Annotated in this window: 15 protein-coding genes; 9 read left to right on the top strand and 6 right to left on the bottom strand. The window is 46.7% G+C overall.

The genetic code is table 11. The features are described 5' to 3' along the window. The first annotated feature begins 107 nt into the window (after positions 1–107). The 5 genes from QL223_RS19745 (at position 108) to dusC (ending at position 6015) form a co-directional block, all read left to right on the top strand. On the top strand, positions 108–1283 hold the full coding sequence (locus tag QL223_RS19745; protein ID WP_281545716.1) for an acyltransferase: 1176 nt from the start codon (positions 108–110) through the stop codon (positions 1281–1283). Positions 1284–1927: 644 nt separating this feature from the next. After that, a complete protein-coding gene (locus tag QL223_RS19740) occupies positions 1928–2845 on the top strand; it encodes a GGDEF domain-containing protein (protein WP_281545715.1) in 918 nt (305 codons plus the stop codon). A gap of 12 nt (positions 2846–2857) precedes the next feature. Continuing rightward, the gene (locus tag QL223_RS19735) at positions 2858–4048 is read left to right on the top strand and encodes a pepsin-like aspartic protease (RefSeq protein ID WP_281545714.1); all 1191 of its coding nucleotides are present in this window, start codon (positions 2858–2860) and stop codon (positions 4046–4048) included. After that, complete coding sequence (locus tag QL223_RS19730; protein WP_281545713.1) at positions 4048–4827, top strand: avidin/streptavidin family protein; 780 nt, start codon at positions 4048–4050, stop codon at positions 4825–4827. The genes QL223_RS19735 and QL223_RS19730 overlap by 1 nt, the downstream gene beginning before the upstream one ends. A gap of 213 nt (positions 4828–5040) precedes the next feature. Next, positions 5041–6015, top strand: a complete 975-nt coding sequence (dusC, locus tag QL223_RS19725) for a tRNA dihydrouridine(16) synthase DusC (RefSeq protein ID WP_281545712.1) — start codon at positions 5041–5043, stop codon at positions 6013–6015. A gap of 79 nt (positions 6016–6094) precedes the next feature. Here dusC and QL223_RS19720 read toward each other — a convergent pair whose 3' ends face one another. After that, entirely contained in the window at positions 6095–6769 is a 675-nt protein-coding gene (locus QL223_RS19720) for an oxidoreductase (RefSeq protein ID WP_281545711.1), read from the bottom strand. A 202-nt stretch (positions 6770–6971) separates the two neighbouring features. On the opposite strand from QL223_RS19720, the gene QL223_RS19715 reads away from it, so the two are divergent. Continuing rightward, positions 6972–7616 carry an SEC-C metal-binding domain-containing protein gene (locus QL223_RS19715; protein WP_281545710.1) on the top strand — a complete coding sequence of 215 codons (645 nt, stop codon included), beginning with the start codon at positions 6972–6974 and terminating at the stop codon, positions 7614–7616. Then, positions 7616–8002, top strand: coding sequence for a (deoxy)nucleoside triphosphate pyrophosphohydrolase (locus tag QL223_RS19710; RefSeq protein ID WP_281545709.1), 387 nt, complete (start codon positions 7616–7618; stop codon positions 8000–8002). Before QL223_RS19715 ends, QL223_RS19710 begins: the two co-directional genes overlap by 1 nt. A gap of 57 nt (positions 8003–8059) precedes the next feature. Here QL223_RS19710 and dsbB read toward each other — a convergent pair whose 3' ends face one another. Further along, on the bottom strand, positions 8060–8596 hold the full coding sequence (gene dsbB / locus QL223_RS19705; RefSeq protein ID WP_002541057.1) for a disulfide bond formation protein DsbB: 537 nt from the start codon (positions 8594–8596) through the stop codon (positions 8060–8062). A gap of 85 nt (positions 8597–8681) precedes the next feature. Then, positions 8682–10268 carry a Na(+)/H(+) antiporter NhaB gene (nhaB, locus tag QL223_RS19700; RefSeq protein ID WP_002541059.1) on the bottom strand — a complete coding sequence of 529 codons (1587 nt, stop codon included), beginning with the start codon at positions 10266–10268 and terminating at the stop codon, positions 8682–8684. Positions 10269–10639: 371 nt separating this feature from the next. On the opposite strand from nhaB, the gene QL223_RS19695 reads away from it, so the two are divergent. Both QL223_RS19695 and fadR read left to right on the top strand, forming a co-directional pair. Further along, positions 10640–10792: a hypothetical protein gene (locus QL223_RS19695; protein WP_156168154.1), complete on the top strand. Its 153-nt coding sequence runs from the start codon at positions 10640–10642 to the stop codon at positions 10790–10792. Between the two features lie 143 nt (positions 10793–10935). Beyond that, complete coding sequence (fadR, locus tag QL223_RS19690) at positions 10936–11787, top strand: fatty acid metabolism transcriptional regulator FadR (protein WP_281545708.1); 852 nt, start codon at positions 10936–10938, stop codon at positions 11785–11787. A 61-nt stretch (positions 11788–11848) separates the two neighbouring features. Here fadR and QL223_RS19685 read toward each other — a convergent pair whose 3' ends face one another. The 3 genes from QL223_RS19685 to QL223_RS19675 are packed head-to-tail and all read right to left on the bottom strand — an operon-like array spanning position 11849 to position 16679. Continuing rightward, positions 11849–13393, bottom strand: coding sequence for a SpoVR family protein (locus QL223_RS19685; protein ID WP_281545707.1), 1545 nt, complete (start codon positions 13391–13393; stop codon positions 11849–11851). Between the two features lie 43 nt (positions 13394–13436). Then, positions 13437–14708: a YeaH/YhbH family protein gene (locus QL223_RS19680; protein ID WP_046302812.1), complete on the bottom strand. Its 1272-nt coding sequence runs from the start codon at positions 14706–14708 to the stop codon at positions 13437–13439. Between the two features lie 36 nt (positions 14709–14744). After that, a complete protein-coding gene (locus QL223_RS19675; RefSeq protein WP_002541065.1) occupies positions 14745–16679 on the bottom strand; it encodes a PrkA family serine protein kinase in 1935 nt (644 codons plus the stop codon). Between the last annotated feature and the right edge of the window lie 175 nt (positions 16680–16854).

Raw genomic sequence — 16854 nt, 5'->3', positions numbered from 1 at the left:
GGTATGGATATCTGTGGGAATACAATATTGGTCATACTGAGCATATTGCTTTTCTGTACATTGTAAGATTCATCGTTTAGCATAACTCTTTTTTAAAGTAAAAAATCATGTCAAAATTCATACACTTTTTTCGTCAGTTACGTCAAAAATTAGCCTATACTCATGGAGCGGATGAGGCGGCGAGTTACCAAAAATTTCATTTCCCTGTTCTGGATGGTTTGAGGTTTTTAGCGTTTCTTTGGGTTTTTGTTGGTCATCTGCCTAGACCAGTTCCAGGGATATATTCGTGGCAACGGACTAACTGGATCGGCGTTGATCTTTTCTTTGTTCTAAGCTCATTCTTAATTACTTCATTATTTTTACTAGAATATAAAAAAAACAAAAAATTGTCTTTTGGCAATTTCATGAGAAGACGATCATTAAGAATATTGCCTTTGTATTACTTTGTGGTTTTGTTTGGGTTGGTAGTATTCCCTCTTTCTGGTTTTAAAATAGGCCCTACGGAAGGTATGGGGTATGCTGATCTACTTAGTATGACTCCTTATATTCTAACTCTAACTAGCAACCTAACTCTTCCATACTCAGGAGTAAATGTAGGTGGGGTTATAGGACCGCTTTGGAGTATATGTGTAGAGTTTCAATTCTATATACTGGTGGGGTTAATTTTTTGGTACGTGTACAATGTTTATAAGGGTAATAAGCATAGGCTTCTGGTTTGTATGGGTTGTTTTCTATATGTAATTACAGTCATCACTAGGATCGTTATGCTTTACACCGGTAAACAACAATATATCTATAGTAACTTATTTACTCGTTTAGACCCGTTCATTGTTGGATGCATTTGCGCATTTTTGTTTAATAGTCTTTCGTCTCATAAGGATAAGCATATAATTGGTTTTATTCTTATATTGCTATCATACTTTACGTATCGTTTCGCTTTCAAATTGCCACATCCTTCAGTAGAGGATTTTTCCAATATTTACATATATACATTTACAGCATTAGCTTCAGGACTATTTATTTTAGGAATGTTGCTGATACCAAATACTGTTAGCAAACCGATATCTAATAGCCTATTTGTAAAGCTCGGCGGGTTAACGTTTGGTATGTATGTAGTTCATTCAACAATGGTCGACCTTGTTATAAACATTAAGAACCCTATTCCTGCTGTGAATACATTTGCTTTGGTTGGCTTACTTAGTTTTCTAATGACCGTTGGGTTGTCGATCATTCTATATGAATGGCTCGAAAAGTATTTCCTTCGGTTGAAGAAAAATGGTTAACACGGTTCCCATAGAGATAATGGTTCAGATAGCTACAACAGCACATAATGGTTCTTATGATCGAACTCAACCCATATAGTAAGCGTGGTCAACATCTCCAGTTGATTGAATAACAGGTACAATAAAAAGTGGCGACATAATAATATGTCGCCACTTTATCGCCATCTGGCTAATTGTTGTTACGTAACTAATTGATAAAAAATGACTAATGTAAAGGCTTTAAATTACTCAGTGTAGTCCTCGTCTAACTCATTGGGTTTGAATGTAGGCAAAGTCCCGAAAAGCTATGGTGTGGTCTATTTTGGGACAATTATAATACCGACATGGTTTATCTTGTTGTTTTTATTGGAATTTAAATATATAAGTTAATAAGACCATAATCATCCTTCGCGCAGATAGCGCTTTAAATCGTTTTTTTGCAACCTCGGCGACTCTTTGAAATACCGCTTTTATCAAGGCGGTATTTTTATGACATTCGATTGTTGGGTGTATTTCTCCGCCTGCTGTAAAAACTTTGACTCATAAGTTTCTGATATGTTTGCGAGTGATATATCGTAAGTAGCTGTGCTTGATTGACTTTGAATCTCCTGTTTCTAACTTATTGATACTCTCATTATCAAACAGTATACAAGCTAGGCAATCACATGGAATTGAAGGACCGCTATTATACGGTTTTGGACTCCTTGCCAGAGCATACGTTTATCTTCTCCGAATCTGGGATATATATCGACGTTTACGGTGGAGAAGATAACGCCACTGGCTTTGACTGTAAGCAGTTCATCGGCTCATCGCTATATGACGTCGCTCCGGCTGAAATGGCTGAAACGTTTCATTCGTATATCAAAAAAGCGCTTGAAACGAATCAGGTACAACTCGCCTCGTATAAGTTTGATACCGATAACATGATCGACCTACCTGACGATGTTATCGCACCTGAACAGATCTGGTTTGAAGCCACCATTAAACCTATTCCACTGATTGAAAATGGCGAGCGCACCGTTGTGTGGATAGCGAAAAATATTACTGAGCGTCACCTCTTGGAAAAACGTCTAAAAGAACTGTCGGAAACGGATGATCTCACTGGTATCGCGAACAGGCGCGCTTTTACTGAAAGACTGCGAGGCGCACTGAAACAGTTTCAAACCGACCATACTCCCTTCGCTTTGCTTATGCTCGACATTGATCACTTTAAGCAAATTAATGATTCGCTTGGCCATTATTGCGGAGATGAGGCAATTCAGTTCACGGTTAACTTATTGAATGAAAAACTGACGGGATCTGATTTTTTCGGGCGGATTGGCGGTGAAGAGTTTGCCATTATTCTTTTGCATTCAGGCATAGAATCTGCCTATCAAAAAGCAGAGGAGCTAAGGCTTTTGCTAGAAAGCAGTCGCTTCGTAGCGGAAGAGAAAAGTATAAAGCTGACGGTGAGTATCGGTGTCACTGAGGTCCGTGATTCAGACGACAACATAAAAAGCATCATGGCAAGAGCCGATACTGCGATGTACCACTCGAAGAAAACGGGCAGGAATAAAGTCAGCCGTTTCTCCTCTTGCCGCTAAAAGAAAAGAACTATGCTTCGGAAAAAAACTGATGGTTTCTCCTTGCCACTCCAAAAAGGACCTTTCCAAAACAATGGTGCAACCCCCTGGTTCTGCGAGTTGAATATAGGTACGCCGGGACAAACGCTTAAATTCTGTTTTGATACAGGGAGTAACTTTAACTGGGTGACATCTAGCCTTTGTTCTGATGATGGCTGCCAACTTTATGCGAATGGTCGCTTCATGTTTTCTGAATCATCAACCTTTGAATGGATTGATCAGACTGGGACAACGGTTGATTTCGGTCCGTGGGGGAGCATGGAAGTTGAAGAGGGCAGAGATAAACTTTGTATGCCAATTCAAAAGGAATTGGACGCCTGTTTATTCATATCTTTGTACTTGTCCAAAAAATATTCAGGCATACAGTTTGATGAGCTGGACTGGGATGGTGGTATTGGGCTACCTAGCGGCGAAGTGTCTGAAGTTCCTCTCGATAAGCTGTCTGGTACTTTCAGGCTGGCACAATCTCATGAAGGGGAACCTATTCACTCCCACTTTTTGCTCGATCTTATGGATAAAGGGTTCGTCAGTAAAAAGAGACCATTTATCAGCTTTTTAAGTGACATGAGCGAAGACAAATCAGCGAGAGGAACCGTTAGTTTTGGATTGCTCGATGATGCGTATTCAACGTCGCTTGAGTACCTCTTTTTACCGTGGGCACGTTATCGGGAAGAAGTCCCTTACCTTTGGAGCTCCGAGAATGCCTCAATAAGCGTTGGTGATAACCTTATTGGAGAAGACCTCTATTTTACTTTAGACAGTGGTTCTTCTGCGTTCAAAGGAGACAAAACAGTACTGAAAAAGGTCTTTGAACAGACGACAGAGACCAGTCCTGTGGTTTCAATTTCTCTGACCGACAGTTCGGGTGACGAATATGGGTTATTGGAAATCACCAGCGATGTATATCGACGTGACATTGAAGAAGGACAGCACAAAGGGCAATCGGTCTCACAGTTTCAGTGGCTGAAAGGTGCGGAAGACATGTTATTGGTGGGCTCTGTATTGATGGACCACTTATACACGGTTTACGAGTACGAAGAGCCATCAGACGGTCAATTGGTACCTAAAGGCGTATGGATTTTTAATAAGCCTGGTGGGTCAAAAATTATCCAGACCAAGCAAAAAGAGCCCGCCAGTCTATTTGATAAGCTAAAGGCAAAATAATGCATAAGCAATTAACGGGAATTTGGCACAATGATTTTCAATCCAAGATGGAACTCCTCGCGATAGAGAACAGGATCATTGGCCGGTATAGCTCACACACTGGCTCCAAAGGGGTTTATCAACTTGTAGGTCATTGCTCTGGCGAAGCCCCAACTCAGACGATGGGGCAATCTGTGGCGCTCTCCATTTATTGGAAAAATATCGCTGAAGGAGAGAAAGATGAAAGCTGGCATTGGGCTGGCTCTATGGTTGGGCAACTTCAGCATGATGGCAAGCTAACGTTAACCAATGTGATCGTTGTTTCCGTACCATTTGGCAGCTATCAGAAAGGCAACTTCGTTGATAAGTTAATTTTTAACAAGTCCTCAGCGGACGTTGATCATGAGTCAGTAAAGAGTGACTTACCTGAAGAGTGTAACATTGAAAAACGCCCTGTCATTGGAAAGTGGGTCAGTCTCGACCAGCGCCAACTGCTTGATATTTATCATGTGAAAGGGGCTTCTGGCTCAACGTCAGCATGGCTGGTACGCGGGGATTCGGAAGTGATACTTACTGGGTTTATAGACGTCGACGCCGAACCGGAAATGGCGCAAAGCTTGTCGCTATCTGGGTATGAATCAGATGAGCAATCTGCTTTCTCTTTGTCAGGCATGCTTGAGCCTGGAAAAGATACAATGACCTTGAATAGCTGGCATGCAGAGCAAACCTCCTCAGAAGACAGTTTCATGCAGACACGCATGGAAAGTACAACTTTTCGGAGACTTAACATTGAAAAATAGCTTTGTACGGTCTCCCTATCTTTTTGTACTCTAGAACAAGAGGTGCATCTCGCTACACATCGTCAAGCCTCACTGATATGATGCGCGACAGTTTACAAGGTCACTTGGAGACGATGGTGTCTGATGCTCCAAGTGCGCAATAACATTGAGGCTGTCTTTGAGTAATCCCCCCACTATATTTCACACGCTCGCCATCAATAGAGCGATTCCGCTATGAAATTGACCTTGGGCCCAATGGAGGGTGTGCTTGATCCTCTGATGCGTCAAATGCTGACAGAGATTAATCCTTACGATCTCTGCGTGACAGAATTTGTGCGTGTTGTCGATGCGAAACTGCCTCCCCGCGTCTACTACAAGCTAAGCCCTGAACTGGAAAATGGCGGTAAAACGCTGTCGGGGACACCTGTGCGTGTACAACTGCTAGGTCAGTCTCCGCAATACATGGGTGAAAATGCCGCACTGGTGGCGGAACTCGGCTCGTCTGGGGTTGATATTAACTTTGGGTGCCCATCCAAGACGGTAAACGGCAACAAAGGTGGGGCGGCTCTTCTGAAAGAACCTGAGCTGATGTATCAGGTGGTGAAAGCCGTTCGCGAAGCGGTGCCTTCCGATCAAGTGGTCAGCGCCAAAGTGCGTCTGGGCTTTGATGATGTCTCTGCCTATCGTGAAATTGCCGATGCGGTGCAATCGGGTGGGGCCAGTGAAATTGTCGTTCATGGTCGCAGCAAAGCAGATGCTTACAAGGCGGGGACTATACGTTGGGATTTGATTGGTGATTTGGCAAAGAACTTGTCGATTCCAGTGATTGCCAATGGTGATATTTGGTGTCGAGATGACGCGCTAAAATGTGCGAAAGTGTCGGGTTGTGAAACTTTGATGGTTTGCCGTGGCGCGCTGAATATGCCGAATCTTGCGGCACACATTAAAGCCGATAATGCACCGATGTCTTGGCATCAAGTGCTGATGCTCTTGGTTCGCTATTCAGAATTTGAAATTCGTGGTGACAAGGGTATGTACTACCCGAACCGAGTAAAACAATGGTTCCGTTATCTGCAGGCTGAATATCCAGAAGCGAAAGAGCTGTTTGTGCGTATTCGCCAGCTTAAAGACAAACAACAAATTCTGGGTGAAATCATCAGCACGCTCAACAAGGTGGAGCGTCAGGCTGCTGTTGAGAGCTTTGCTTAGAAATTGACTTCAAGAAACATGAAAAAGGCAGACTTCGGTCTGCCTTTTCTCTTTTCTCTTTTCGTTTTTGCTACCTAGATCAGTACTGGTTTAAGACCCGACCCGGCAAAATACGGTAGTCGATGCGTCCAGGCCAATTCTGTTCGGACAGCGCTGAGATCATGGCTCGCGCAACACGCACGGCTTCTACAGGCTCAAAATCAGCCAAAGGACCAGCAAGGAATGGATTCAGCAGCGGCATGATTCGCTGCAGGAATTGTTCATCGTTTCTTGGTTCTTCACGCTCTCCAACCAACGGGCCGGGACGTGCCACTAAAAGGCGTTCATACCCCATCTCTGAAAGTGCGCGCTCCATTTTACCTTTGCAGCGCAGGTAATGGGATGGTGACCAAGGGTGAGCCAACATACTTGAAACCACGGCCAGATGCTTAACGCCGACAACGGCCATCATACGTGCAACCTTGACCACAAGGTGATAATCCACCTCTTCTAGAGCCGTTTTCGAGCCTGCCTGCTTCTTGGTTGTACCTAAGGAAATATACCCTTGAAGTGGCACGGGCCATTGAGGTTGCCAGTGAGTGACTGAAAGGTCAGGACTTTGATGGACAATGATTTTTTCAGACACCACAGCGACAGGGCGTCGCGTCACAACGTGGATGTGGGAGACATCAGGGTCCCCCAGTAATTGATGTAATAACTCGTCACCTACCAAGCCGGTCGCACCGGCGATAATGACACTTCGAGACGATGGCACTGACAGAAAGTCCTCTTAAATCAATTGCGGCTAGACTACCACGGTTTGAGCAAAACTATTCAACGCCTTAGACCAATTATTCGATTTGTCGCGTAGTTCTACTGGTCAAAAAATGACCTTGCTTTCATAAGGAGAAGTTGAAAATCAGCGGTGACGGGCGTTTTGGGTTATGATCCGTTTTTTACATCTTTAGAGAACCACAATGACGTCGATGGTCGAATTACAAAGTGACTGGGAAGGTATGCCAGCCACTTTTATTGAAGGTGCGCTTTTGGCTGCGAACCTGTCTCCAGCACCTTTGGACCCTGAAAATAGCTGGTTGCCTATTCTGGTGACAGGTGGAATGGACGAAGACGATGTAGAGCCAATGACCACTGAGCAGAAAAAGGCGGTAATGCTGCGATTTGAGCAGCAGTATGCATCCCTGATGAAGCACACCTACGAATTACCTGCTGAGTTGTCACTCGACGCATCACGTAATGACAACCATCAGGCTTTTGCCGAAGGCTTTCTCGCTGTTTGGCCTCACATTGAACCGGCATGGCAAGATATCAAAGTGTCTGATGGTAGCCGACGCATGCTTTCGGCACTGATGACGACCATGCTTTTCCTTCATGACGAGCAAGGTACGCTGGACCAAATGAAAGAAGCAGGACTGGCGGCACTGCCATCGCCAGAAAAGTACTACCAGCAACTACCTCTGATGATTAACGAAGTGGCGCTGGCGGCTGATGAAGTGCAGCAGGGTTCCGGTGCTCGTGCAGTGAATCCGTACAAAACTGTTGGTCGTAATGACCCATGCCCTTGTGGCAGCGGAAAGAAATTCAAAAAGTGCTGTGGTAAGTGATGACGACTTCTCCAATCTTGGTTGTCGCTGGTGTACTCACTGACGGTGATAGCATTCTCATTACCCAGCGCTTTGATCATGAAGGCGGTCTTTGGGAGTTTCCTGGTGGCAAAGTAGAGCACGGAGAAACTGAGCTAGAGGCTTTAGCCAGAGAGCTATTGGAAGAGTTGTCTATTAAGGTAGAGGTTGGTGAGTATCTCACCGAAACACTCCACCATTATCCGACCAAGTCGATACTACTCAAAAGCTATCGCTGTAAGCTGGTGGAAGGTGAGCTGACCCTGCATTGCCATCAGGCAAAGGCATGGGTAAGCCAATCAGAGTTGGAGGATTATATCTTCAGTGATGCAGATAAGCCCTTGGTAGCGCTACTGAAAAGCAAATAACAAAAATCCCAGCCAAGGCTGGGATTTTTTATGATTCTATCGACGCAATGGCTTCAACTAGAATAGGCGGCGCTCGCGCTTACCGAACAGCTGAGACAACACAACAACAGCTAACACAACCAGCATGGCTGCGAAAATGACGACCAGCCATTGAGGCATAGACAGTGTCAGGAATTGCCAAACAATCTTGCTGCAATCGCCACTGGCTTCAAACATCCATGGAACCCATTGGTTCAATGGTGCCCATGAAGGGAAAGAAACAAATATATCGCAGGTCGCGCCAAACAGGTCGTTCGGATCCGGGAATTGGTAGCCGACATGTTCGATGGAAAGTTTAAGCCCCCAACCTGCCGCAACACCCCAGGCAATCAGTCCTGACCAGCGTACCAGTGCGTTTTGCGGAGCAATCATACCGATGAGACCCGCACCCACCACACCCAGCATGGCAACACGCTCGTAGATACACATGACGCAAGGCGCCAAGTCCATCACGTGCTGGAAAAACAGCGCACAACCTTCGAGGATTAAACCCGACAGCATCAGCAGAAACCAAGCGCCACGCCCACGGGATATTTCGTTGAAATACGACAACATAGAATACGAATCCGTTGTAAAAGACAAAGCCCCACCGAAGGCGGGACTTTGCTATTCAAAAAGTTACGGAGCTGGAAATCAAGCCTTAATGGCCAGTACTCACGGCACCAGCCGCTTCAACCGTGCCAAGTGTGATCCAACCCGCTTCATAGAACCACTCCGTCATTGGAAGCAGCAGCAATTCGATACCTGCGAGACCTACCAGACCCATTACGACGGTGTATGGCAGCGCCATGTAAACCATCTTGCCGTACGACAAGCGCAGGAGCGGGGCCAGCGTTGATGTCAACAGGAATAGGAATGCAGCCTGACCATTAGGTGTTGCCACCGACGGAAGGTTAGTACCGGTATTGATTGCGACAGCGAGAAGCTCAAATTGTTCACGAGTAATGATGCCATCCATCAGCGCCGCTTTAACTTCGTTGATGTAAACCGTACCAACGAATACGTTATCTGACACCATGGAGAGCAAACCGTTTGCGATATAGAACATGGTGAGCTGCGCACCACCTTCCAGTTGCAGAACGGCACTGATCACTGGAGTAAACAGGCCTTGGTCTACGATAACCGCAACCACTGAGAAGAAAACCGCCAACAGTGCAGTAAACGGCAGCGCTTCTTCAAACGCTTTACCGATATGGTGCTCGTCAATAACGCCGGTGAAAGAGGTTGCCAGGATGATAACGCTCAAGCCAATCAAACCAACTGCGGCCAAGTGCATTGCTAGTGCGATAACCAGCCAAACTGCAATGATCGCCTGAACAACAAGCTTTGCCACGTCGTAGTTGGTGCGTTTCGCACGCTCGGCATTGTTAAACTCAACCAGGATCTGGCGAACGTTTTCAGGCAGTTTTGCACCATAATCAAACAGGCCAAATTTTTCGACAAATGCACAGGTCGCCAAGCCACAGAACAGAACTGGCAAGGTAACAGGCAGCATTCGAACGATGAACTCTCCGAATTGCCAACCTGCTTTTTCAGCGATGATTAGGTTTTGAGGCTCACCTACCATGGTCATTACACCACCCAGTGCGGTACCTACACCCGCATGCATCAGCAGGCTGCGCAGGAATGCACGGTAATTCTCAAGGTCATCGCGGCTTAGGTCATCGCGAACAGACTCGTCTGAGGTATGGTCATGGTTGGATTGGAAGTCTTTACCTGATGCAACACGGTGGTAAATAGAGTAGAAGCCAACTGCCACACTGATAACAACAGCTATCACGGTCAGCGCATCAAGGAATGCAGAAAGTAATGCGGCTGCAGAACAGAAGGCCAGAGACAACAGCGTTTTCGACTGAATACCGAGCAGGATTTTGGTAAAGATGAACAGCAATAGCTGCTTCATGAAGTAGATACCCGCCACCATAAAGATAAGCAGCAGCAGAACTTCGAAGTTCGCAACCAGCTCGTGTTTCACCGTGGCTGGGCTGGTCATCCCAATGGCTACGGCTTCGATAGCCAGTAAGCCGCCAGGCTGAAGTGGGTAACATTTAAGTGCCATCGCCAGAGTGAAAATAAATTCCACTACAAGCAACCAACCCGCGATAAACGGATCGATAGCGAAAACAATTGGGTTGATAATCAAGAACGCAATAATCGCCGCTTTGTACCAGTCGGGCGCCTTACCGAGAAAGTTCTTGATGAAAGCATTCCTTAGCGTAATGGCCATGTATATGTCTCTGTTTCTTATAAAAGCAAGTTCTATGGAGGCTTGAAATGAAGATGTAAACGCTCTGTTGCGACAGGGGGCGGTAAAATTACACAATTTCAAATTTTGTTGAAATGTTTGGAATCTGACCCCTAAACGTCGATTTATCGACGAAAAGTACCGCTGAAACCCATCGCATAGGCAAACTCGGAGCACACAATACAGCGACTTTTCAAACAGTCAACAATCCGTTGCATGTTAATTAAATTACTGGAGTATGTTACGAAAAAACGCGACTCCAACCCTGGGCTTTTGAAATATCCTGTAACATTTGGGCGCCGTTATTCTATGCATGGGATTGGTTGTATACAGTGATGGGGATCAAGGATAACGTGCAGCAGAAAACAATCGCTTTTCTTTTCGCCATTGATGGGCGTGAAGAGGTTGTAAAATTGGTAGCTGGTCAGTTTTTACGGTTTAAAACGCACATAAAAGTGCATGTTGTGGTTATGAAACCAGACAAGGCAGCTGTTCAAGTTAGATGAAAATTTAATTAACTGTGATGTACGCCCGTCAAATCACAGTTAAATGGGCGCAAACGATACCCTTCTTAGGTTTCTAGGTGGCGAGGATAAGTGGTATGATGAGTTATTAATCAAGATAAGAAGCAACCTGGAAACAACACTCAATGGTTATTAAGGCGGATAGCCCGGCAACTTTTGCTGAGAAATATATCATCGAGAGCATCTGGAATAATCACTTTCCACAAGGCTCTATTCTTCCCGCAGAGCGCGAGTTGTCAGAACTGATTGGTGTCACACGTACAACCCTTCGAGAGGTGCTACAGCGCCTGGCTCGTGACGGCTGGTTGACTATCCAACATGGTAAGCCGACGCGCGTGAATGACTACATGAACACATCAGGTCTCAACATTCTCGATACGCTGGTTACCCTAGAGGGTGAAGATGTTCACGGTGTGTTGGAAAACCTGCTGTCAGCACGCACCGACATCAGTGGCGTTTACATGCGTTATGCGGTGAAAAATGACCCGCAAATCTGTGCAGATCTGATAGAGAAAGTGATTGGTCGCTGTGAAGCCCTGCTGGCAAGCGACAGCTTTGCGAGCTTCATTGAGACTGCTGAAGAGAAAGATGCCATCCAGCAGGATGTGAAGAAAATCTACGACGCGTTCGGTAAAACTGATCTGGACACCTGCGAAGCGGTTTGCCGTGGTCGTGCTTTCAACCACTTCGACTACATGCTGTTCCAAGGCATGGCGCAACGCTCAGGGAACAAAGTTTACGTATTGACCATGAACGGCATGCGTAAAATCTACTCTCGCGTTGGTGGTTACTACTTCATGGACAAGCGTGCTTGTGAACTGGCGATTCAGTTCTACCGTGATTTGCTGGTTATCACGAATGAAGGCCGTCATCTGGATGTGGCTGATCGCATCAAGCAATATGGTCGTGAAAGCGGTGCGATTTGGTTCCATAACCGCGATACCATTGCCAAGCTGATGGAGCAGGAAGAAGCTTAATCCTGTCTTTCCTGAAAAAAAACCGCCACTTCTGGCGGTTTTTTTGTCTGTGTGCGTCTCGCTAGCTTCCCGGTATCAAATCAGGGTCAAATTGAGGACGCTTTGGGCAGGTTGAGATGATCTTACTCTTACCGTCCGGCAGTTCTTCCTCCAGTACCACTTCAAATCCCCACAAACGGTGAACGTGCTTGAGTACTTCTTCGTAGGAATCGTTCAGCGGAATGCGGTTATGCGGCACGTAACGTAAGGTCAGCGCCCGATTGCCTCGTAGGTCCACATCAAATACCTGAATATTAGGTTCGTGGTTACTGAGGTTGTATTGCGCCGATAGCCTCTCCCGGATCTGGCGGTAACCTTCCTCGTTATGAATGCTGGTCACTTCGATGAAGTTTTGTCTGTCATCGTCATTAATGGCAAAGAACTTCATGTCTCGCATCACTTTGGGTGACAGGAACTGGCTGATAAAGCTCTCGTCCTTAAAGTTCTGCATCGCAAAATGTAAGGTTTCCAACCAATCACTGCCTGCGATTTCAGGGAACCAGTATTTGTCTTCTTCAGTGGGGTCTTCACAGATACGGCGAATATCCTGAAACATCGCAAAACCCAGCGCATACGGATTGATACCACTGTAAAAGCGGCTGTTATAGGGCGGTTGTGCAACCACATTGGTGTGGCTGTGCAGGAACTCCATAATGAAACGGTCTGTGACCAGTCCTTCATCGTAAAGGTGGTTAAGTATGATGTAGTGCCAGTATGTCGCCCAGCCTTCGTTCATAACCTGCGTTTGCTTCTGCGGGTAAAAATACTGACTGACCTTCCTTACAATACGAATCACTTCACGCTGCCAAGACTCCAGCAGAGGTGCATGCTTTTCGAAGAAATAGAGAATGTTTTCCTGTGGCTCAGAGGGGAAACGATCAACGGCTTTCTCACGCACCTTTTCACTGGTTGGAATAGTCCGCCAAAGCGCGTTGACCTGACTTTGCAGATAATCCTCGCGGGATTTCTGACGCGCCACTTCCTCGGCAATCGAGATCTTCTGTGGTCGTTTGTAGCGATCCACGCCGTAGTTCATCAGGGCGTGGCAGGAGTCGAGGAGTTTTTCTACCTCATCCACGCCGTATTTCTCTTCGCACTCGCTGATGTAGTTTTTGGCAAAAAGCAGATAATCGATAATGGAGCCTGCATCCGTCCATGTCTGGAACAGGTAGTTGCCTTTGAAGAAAGAGTTGTGACCATAACAGGCGTGCGCCATGACAAGTGCCTGCATTGTGATGGTGTTTTCTTCCATCAGATAGGCAATACAAGGGTCGGAGTTGATCACGATTTCATAGGCAAGGCCCATATGACCATGCTTGTAACCGCGCTCTGTTTCGATGAATTTTTTGCCGAAAGACCAATGGTTGTAGTTAATAGGCATGCCCACACTTGAGTAGGCATCCATCATTTGCTCGGCAGTGATGATTTCAATTTGGTTCACATAGGTGTCGAGGCGATAGTGTTCCGCCACACGTTTGATTTCCGTGTGGTAGTTCTCTAGCAGCTCAAACGTCCAGTCAGGACCATCACTGAGCGTCTTCTTTTTCTTTTTTGCTGCGACTGCCATCGCGTCCTCCTTGGATCTCAAACCCGGAAAGAGAGGTGAGGGGTTAGCTCACCTGTTTCTTAAACAACTCCCGGAAGACTGGGAAAATGTCGTCGGCAGAGCGAATGTTCTGCATGGCAAAGTTTTCGTAACTCTCTGCCACTGATTCATACTCTCGCCACAGTGTCTGGTGTGCACGACGGGTAATTTCAATGTATGCGTAGTAACGTGTTACCGGCAGTAGTTGCCTTTCCAACAACTCGCGACAACCCGGTGAATCATCCGCCCAGTTATCGCCATCTGATGCTTGTGCGGCGTAGATATTCCACTCGTTGGAAGGGTAACGCTCTTTCACAATGTCATTCATCAGTCGGAGTGCACTGGATACGATGGTGCCACCCGTTTCCTGTGAGTAGAAAAACTCATGCTCGTCCACTTCCTTTGCCTGCGTGTGGTGGCGGATAAACACCACTTCCACGTTTTTGTAGGTTCGGGTAAGAAAGAGATAGAGCAAAATGTAGAACCGCTTGGCGATGTCTTTGGTGGCCTGATCCATGGAACCGGACACATCCATCAGACAGAACATGACAGCTTGGCTACTCGGTTGTGGGCGCTTCTCGTAGTTCTTGTAACGTAGGTCGAAAGTGTCGATGAAAGGTACGGCGGCAATCTTGGCCTTGAGTTCATCAATTTCTTCCAGCAGACGTTTCTCTTCAAGCGGCTGCCCTGGTTCAGTGCTTTTCAGCGCTTCGAGTTCCGCTTCAAGCTCACGAAGTTTGCGACGTTTGCCCGCTGACATCGCGGTTCGACGTGCCAAAGAGTTCTGAAGCGAACGCACAATAGCAATGTTGGCTGGCACGCCGGTTGCTTTGAAACCGGAGCGGTGGGTTTTCCACTCTACCAGCTTGTTCATCTGGTTCTTTTTCAGGTTCGGCAGTTCCAGATCTTCGAACAGCAAATCCAGGTACTCGTCTTTCGAAATCTGGAAAACGAAATCGTCCTGACCTTCGCCGTCCGGGCTTGCCTGACCTTCTCCCGCGCCTCCGCCTTGCCCACCACCAGGTGGGCGTTCAATGCGGTCGCCGGGGATAAATTGGTCGTTGCCAGGGTGGACAGCATCACGCTGTCCGCCTTTGCCTTGTCGGAATACTGGCTCTCGAATGTCCCGGGAAGGGATAGTGATGCTTTCACCACTATCCACATCAGTGATAGAACGTTTGTTTACAGCATCAGCAATAGACTCTTTAATCTGTCGCTTGTGACGTCGCAAGAAACGCTGACGGTTCACCGTGCTTTTGTTTTTCCCGTTGAGCCTTCGATCTATAAAATGCGCCATAAGCCCCCCGTAATTTCAATACATCCCTAGACAGTGTTACGAGGATTTACGCACACGCAAGTACCACTCAGACAGCAAGCGTACTTGTTTGCGGGTATATCCTTTCTCCATCATACGGGCGACGAAGTCGTCGTGTTTCTTCTGCTCTTCGGTCGACGTTTTCGCATTGAAGGAAATGACCGGGAGCAGCTCTTCGGTGTTCGAGAACATTTTCTTCTCGATAACAGTGCGAAGTTTTTCGTAGCTGGTCCAAACTGGGTTCTTACCTTCATTGTTAGCGCGTGCACGAAGGACAAAGTTCACGATTTCATTACGGAAGTCTTTAGGGTTACTGATGCCCGCAGGCTTCTCGATTTTCTCCAGTTCACTGTTGAGCGCAGAGCGGTCGAACAGTTGACCGGTATCTGGATCGCGATACTCCTGATCCTGAATCCAGAAGTCTGCATAGGTCACGTAGCGGTCAAAGATGTTCTGGCCGTACTCAGAGTAGGACTCGAGATAAGCGGTCTGAATTTCCTTGCCGATAAACTCAACGTATTTCGGAATCAAGTAACCTTTCAGGTTTTCAAGGTACTTCTCAGCAATTTCTTGCGGGAACTGCTCTCGCTCAATTTGTTGCTCAAGCACGTAGAACAGGTGCACAGGGTTTGCTGCTACTTCGGAATGGTCGAAGTTAAAAACGCGAGAGAGGATCTTGAACGCAAAGCGGGTAGAAAGACCGTTCATGCCTTCATCAACGCCAGCATAGTCACGGTACTCCTGATAAGACTTCGCCTTTGGATCCGTGTCTTTCAGCGTTTCACCGTCATAGACGCGCATTTTCGAGAAGATGCTGGAGTTTTCCGGCTCTTTCAGGCGCGACAGCACACTGAAACGGGCGAGAATATCGAGCGTGCTTGGCGAACAAGGTGCGTTAGCCAGCTCACTGCCTTCCAGCAGTTTGTCGTAGATTTTGATTTCTTCAGAAACACGAAGACAGTAAGGCACTTTGACAATGTATACACGGTCGAGGAATGCCTCATTGTTTTTATTGTTACGGAAGGTTTGCCATTCTGATTCGTTCGAGTGAGCGAGGATCATGCCATCGAACGGCAGGGCCGAAAGACCTTCAGTACCGTTGTAGTTGCCTTCCTGTGTCGCTGTCAGCAGTGGGTGAAGCACTTTGATGGGTGCTTTGAACATCTCAACGAATTCCATCAGACCCTGGTTTGCTTTACACAGCGCACCGGAGTAGCTGTAAGCATCTGGGTCATCTTGCGCAAAATGCTCAAGCTGACGGATATCGACTTTACCAACCAGCGAAGAGATGTCTTGGTTGTTTTCATCACCCGGCTCTGTTTTCGCAACAGCAACCTGGTCGAGAATGGATGGACGAACTTTGACGACCTTAAACTTAGTAATGTCGCCGCCGAATTCATGCAGACGCTTGGCAATCCAAGGCGACATAATGGTACGCAGGTAACGTTGAGGAACGCCGTATTCGCTTTCCAGTAATGCGCCGTCTTCCGCGGCATCAAACAGGCAGAAAGGGTGGTCGTTGGTTGGGCTGCGTTCGCCGTTTGCAGTCAGCACGTAAACCGGCACTTTCTGCATCAGGCTTTTGAGTTTTTCAGCCAGTGAAGACTTACCACCGCCCACTGGGCCAAGTAAGTAGAGGATCTGTTTGCGCTCTTCCAAACCTTGAGCAGCATGCTTGAGGTAGGAAACGATTTGCTCGATAGCATCTTCCATGCCGTAAAAGTCTTCGAAAGTCTTGTAGCGCGAGATGACGCGGTTGGAGAATAAACGGCTCAAGCGAGGATCGAGCGCAGTGTCGATCATTTCAGGTTCGCCGATGGCCATTAACAGCCTCTCAGCCGCATTTGCATAAGCGCTGCGGTCTTCCCGGCAAAGGTCCAGAAATTCTTGAAGGCTCAGCTCTTCGTCTTTTGCTTCTTCGTAGCGTTGACGATAGTGGTCGAAAATACTCATGGTCCTGCCCCCTAAATCGTGCTGTTATCAATTAGAAAGGATATCGGCGCAGTTGCTTTCATATCCTCACTCTTTTAAGACTAGTCGCAACTGATCAATTTGCTTGGTTGAATTACTTGTTTTTTCAATATTTTTCCCTTTTGTGATAAGGCTTTGTATTCAGCCTTTCAGGATT

This window comes from Grimontia sp. SpTr1 (genome assembly GCF_947387585.1).
In the GTDB taxonomy this organism is placed as follows: Bacteria; Pseudomonadota; Gammaproteobacteria; order Enterobacterales; family Vibrionaceae; genus Enterovibrio; species Enterovibrio indicus.
Note: the sequence above shows the minus strand (reverse complement) of the source record. Positions and strands in the feature narration are given on the sequence as shown.

What these genes read in the sequence shown, in the direction of transcription:
- QL223_RS19715 (WP_281545710.1), top strand. Translation starts at nt 6,972, where the DNA reads ATGACGTCGATGGTCGAATTACAAAGTGACTGGGAAGGTATGCCAGCC.
- fadR (WP_281545708.1), top strand. Translation starts at nt 10,936, where the DNA reads ATGGTTATTAAGGCGGATAGCCCGGCAACTTTTGCTGAGAAATATATC.
- QL223_RS19680 (WP_046302812.1), bottom strand. Translation starts at nt 14,708, where the DNA reads ATGGCGCATTTTATAGATCGAAGGCTCAACGGGAAAAACAAAAGCACG.
- QL223_RS19740 (WP_281545715.1), top strand. Translation starts at nt 1,928, where the DNA reads ATGGAATTGAAGGACCGCTATTATACGGTTTTGGACTCCTTGCCAGAG.
- QL223_RS19685 (WP_281545707.1), bottom strand. Translation starts at nt 13,393, where the DNA reads ATGGCAGTCGCAGCAAAAAAGAAAAAGAAGACGCTCAGTGATGGTCCT.
- dusC (WP_281545712.1), top strand. Translation starts at nt 5,041, where the DNA reads ATGAAATTGACCTTGGGCCCAATGGAGGGTGTGCTTGATCCTCTGATG.
- QL223_RS19730 (WP_281545713.1), top strand. Translation starts at nt 4,048, where the DNA reads ATGCATAAGCAATTAACGGGAATTTGGCACAATGATTTTCAATCCAAG.
- QL223_RS19745 (WP_281545716.1), top strand. Translation starts at nt 108, where the DNA reads ATGTCAAAATTCATACACTTTTTTCGTCAGTTACGTCAAAAATTAGCC.
- nhaB (WP_002541059.1), bottom strand. Translation starts at nt 10,268, where the DNA reads ATGGCCATTACGCTAAGGAATGCTTTCATCAAGAACTTTCTCGGTAAG.
- QL223_RS19735 (WP_281545714.1), top strand. Translation starts at nt 2,858, where the DNA reads ATGCTTCGGAAAAAAACTGATGGTTTCTCCTTGCCACTCCAAAAAGGA.
- dsbB (WP_002541057.1), bottom strand. Translation starts at nt 8,596, where the DNA reads ATGTTGTCGTATTTCAACGAAATATCCCGTGGGCGTGGCGCTTGGTTT.
- QL223_RS19675 (WP_002541065.1), bottom strand. Translation starts at nt 16,679, where the DNA reads ATGAGTATTTTCGACCACTATCGTCAACGCTACGAAGAAGCAAAAGAC.
- QL223_RS19710 (WP_281545709.1), top strand. Translation starts at nt 7,616, where the DNA reads ATGACGACTTCTCCAATCTTGGTTGTCGCTGGTGTACTCACTGACGGT.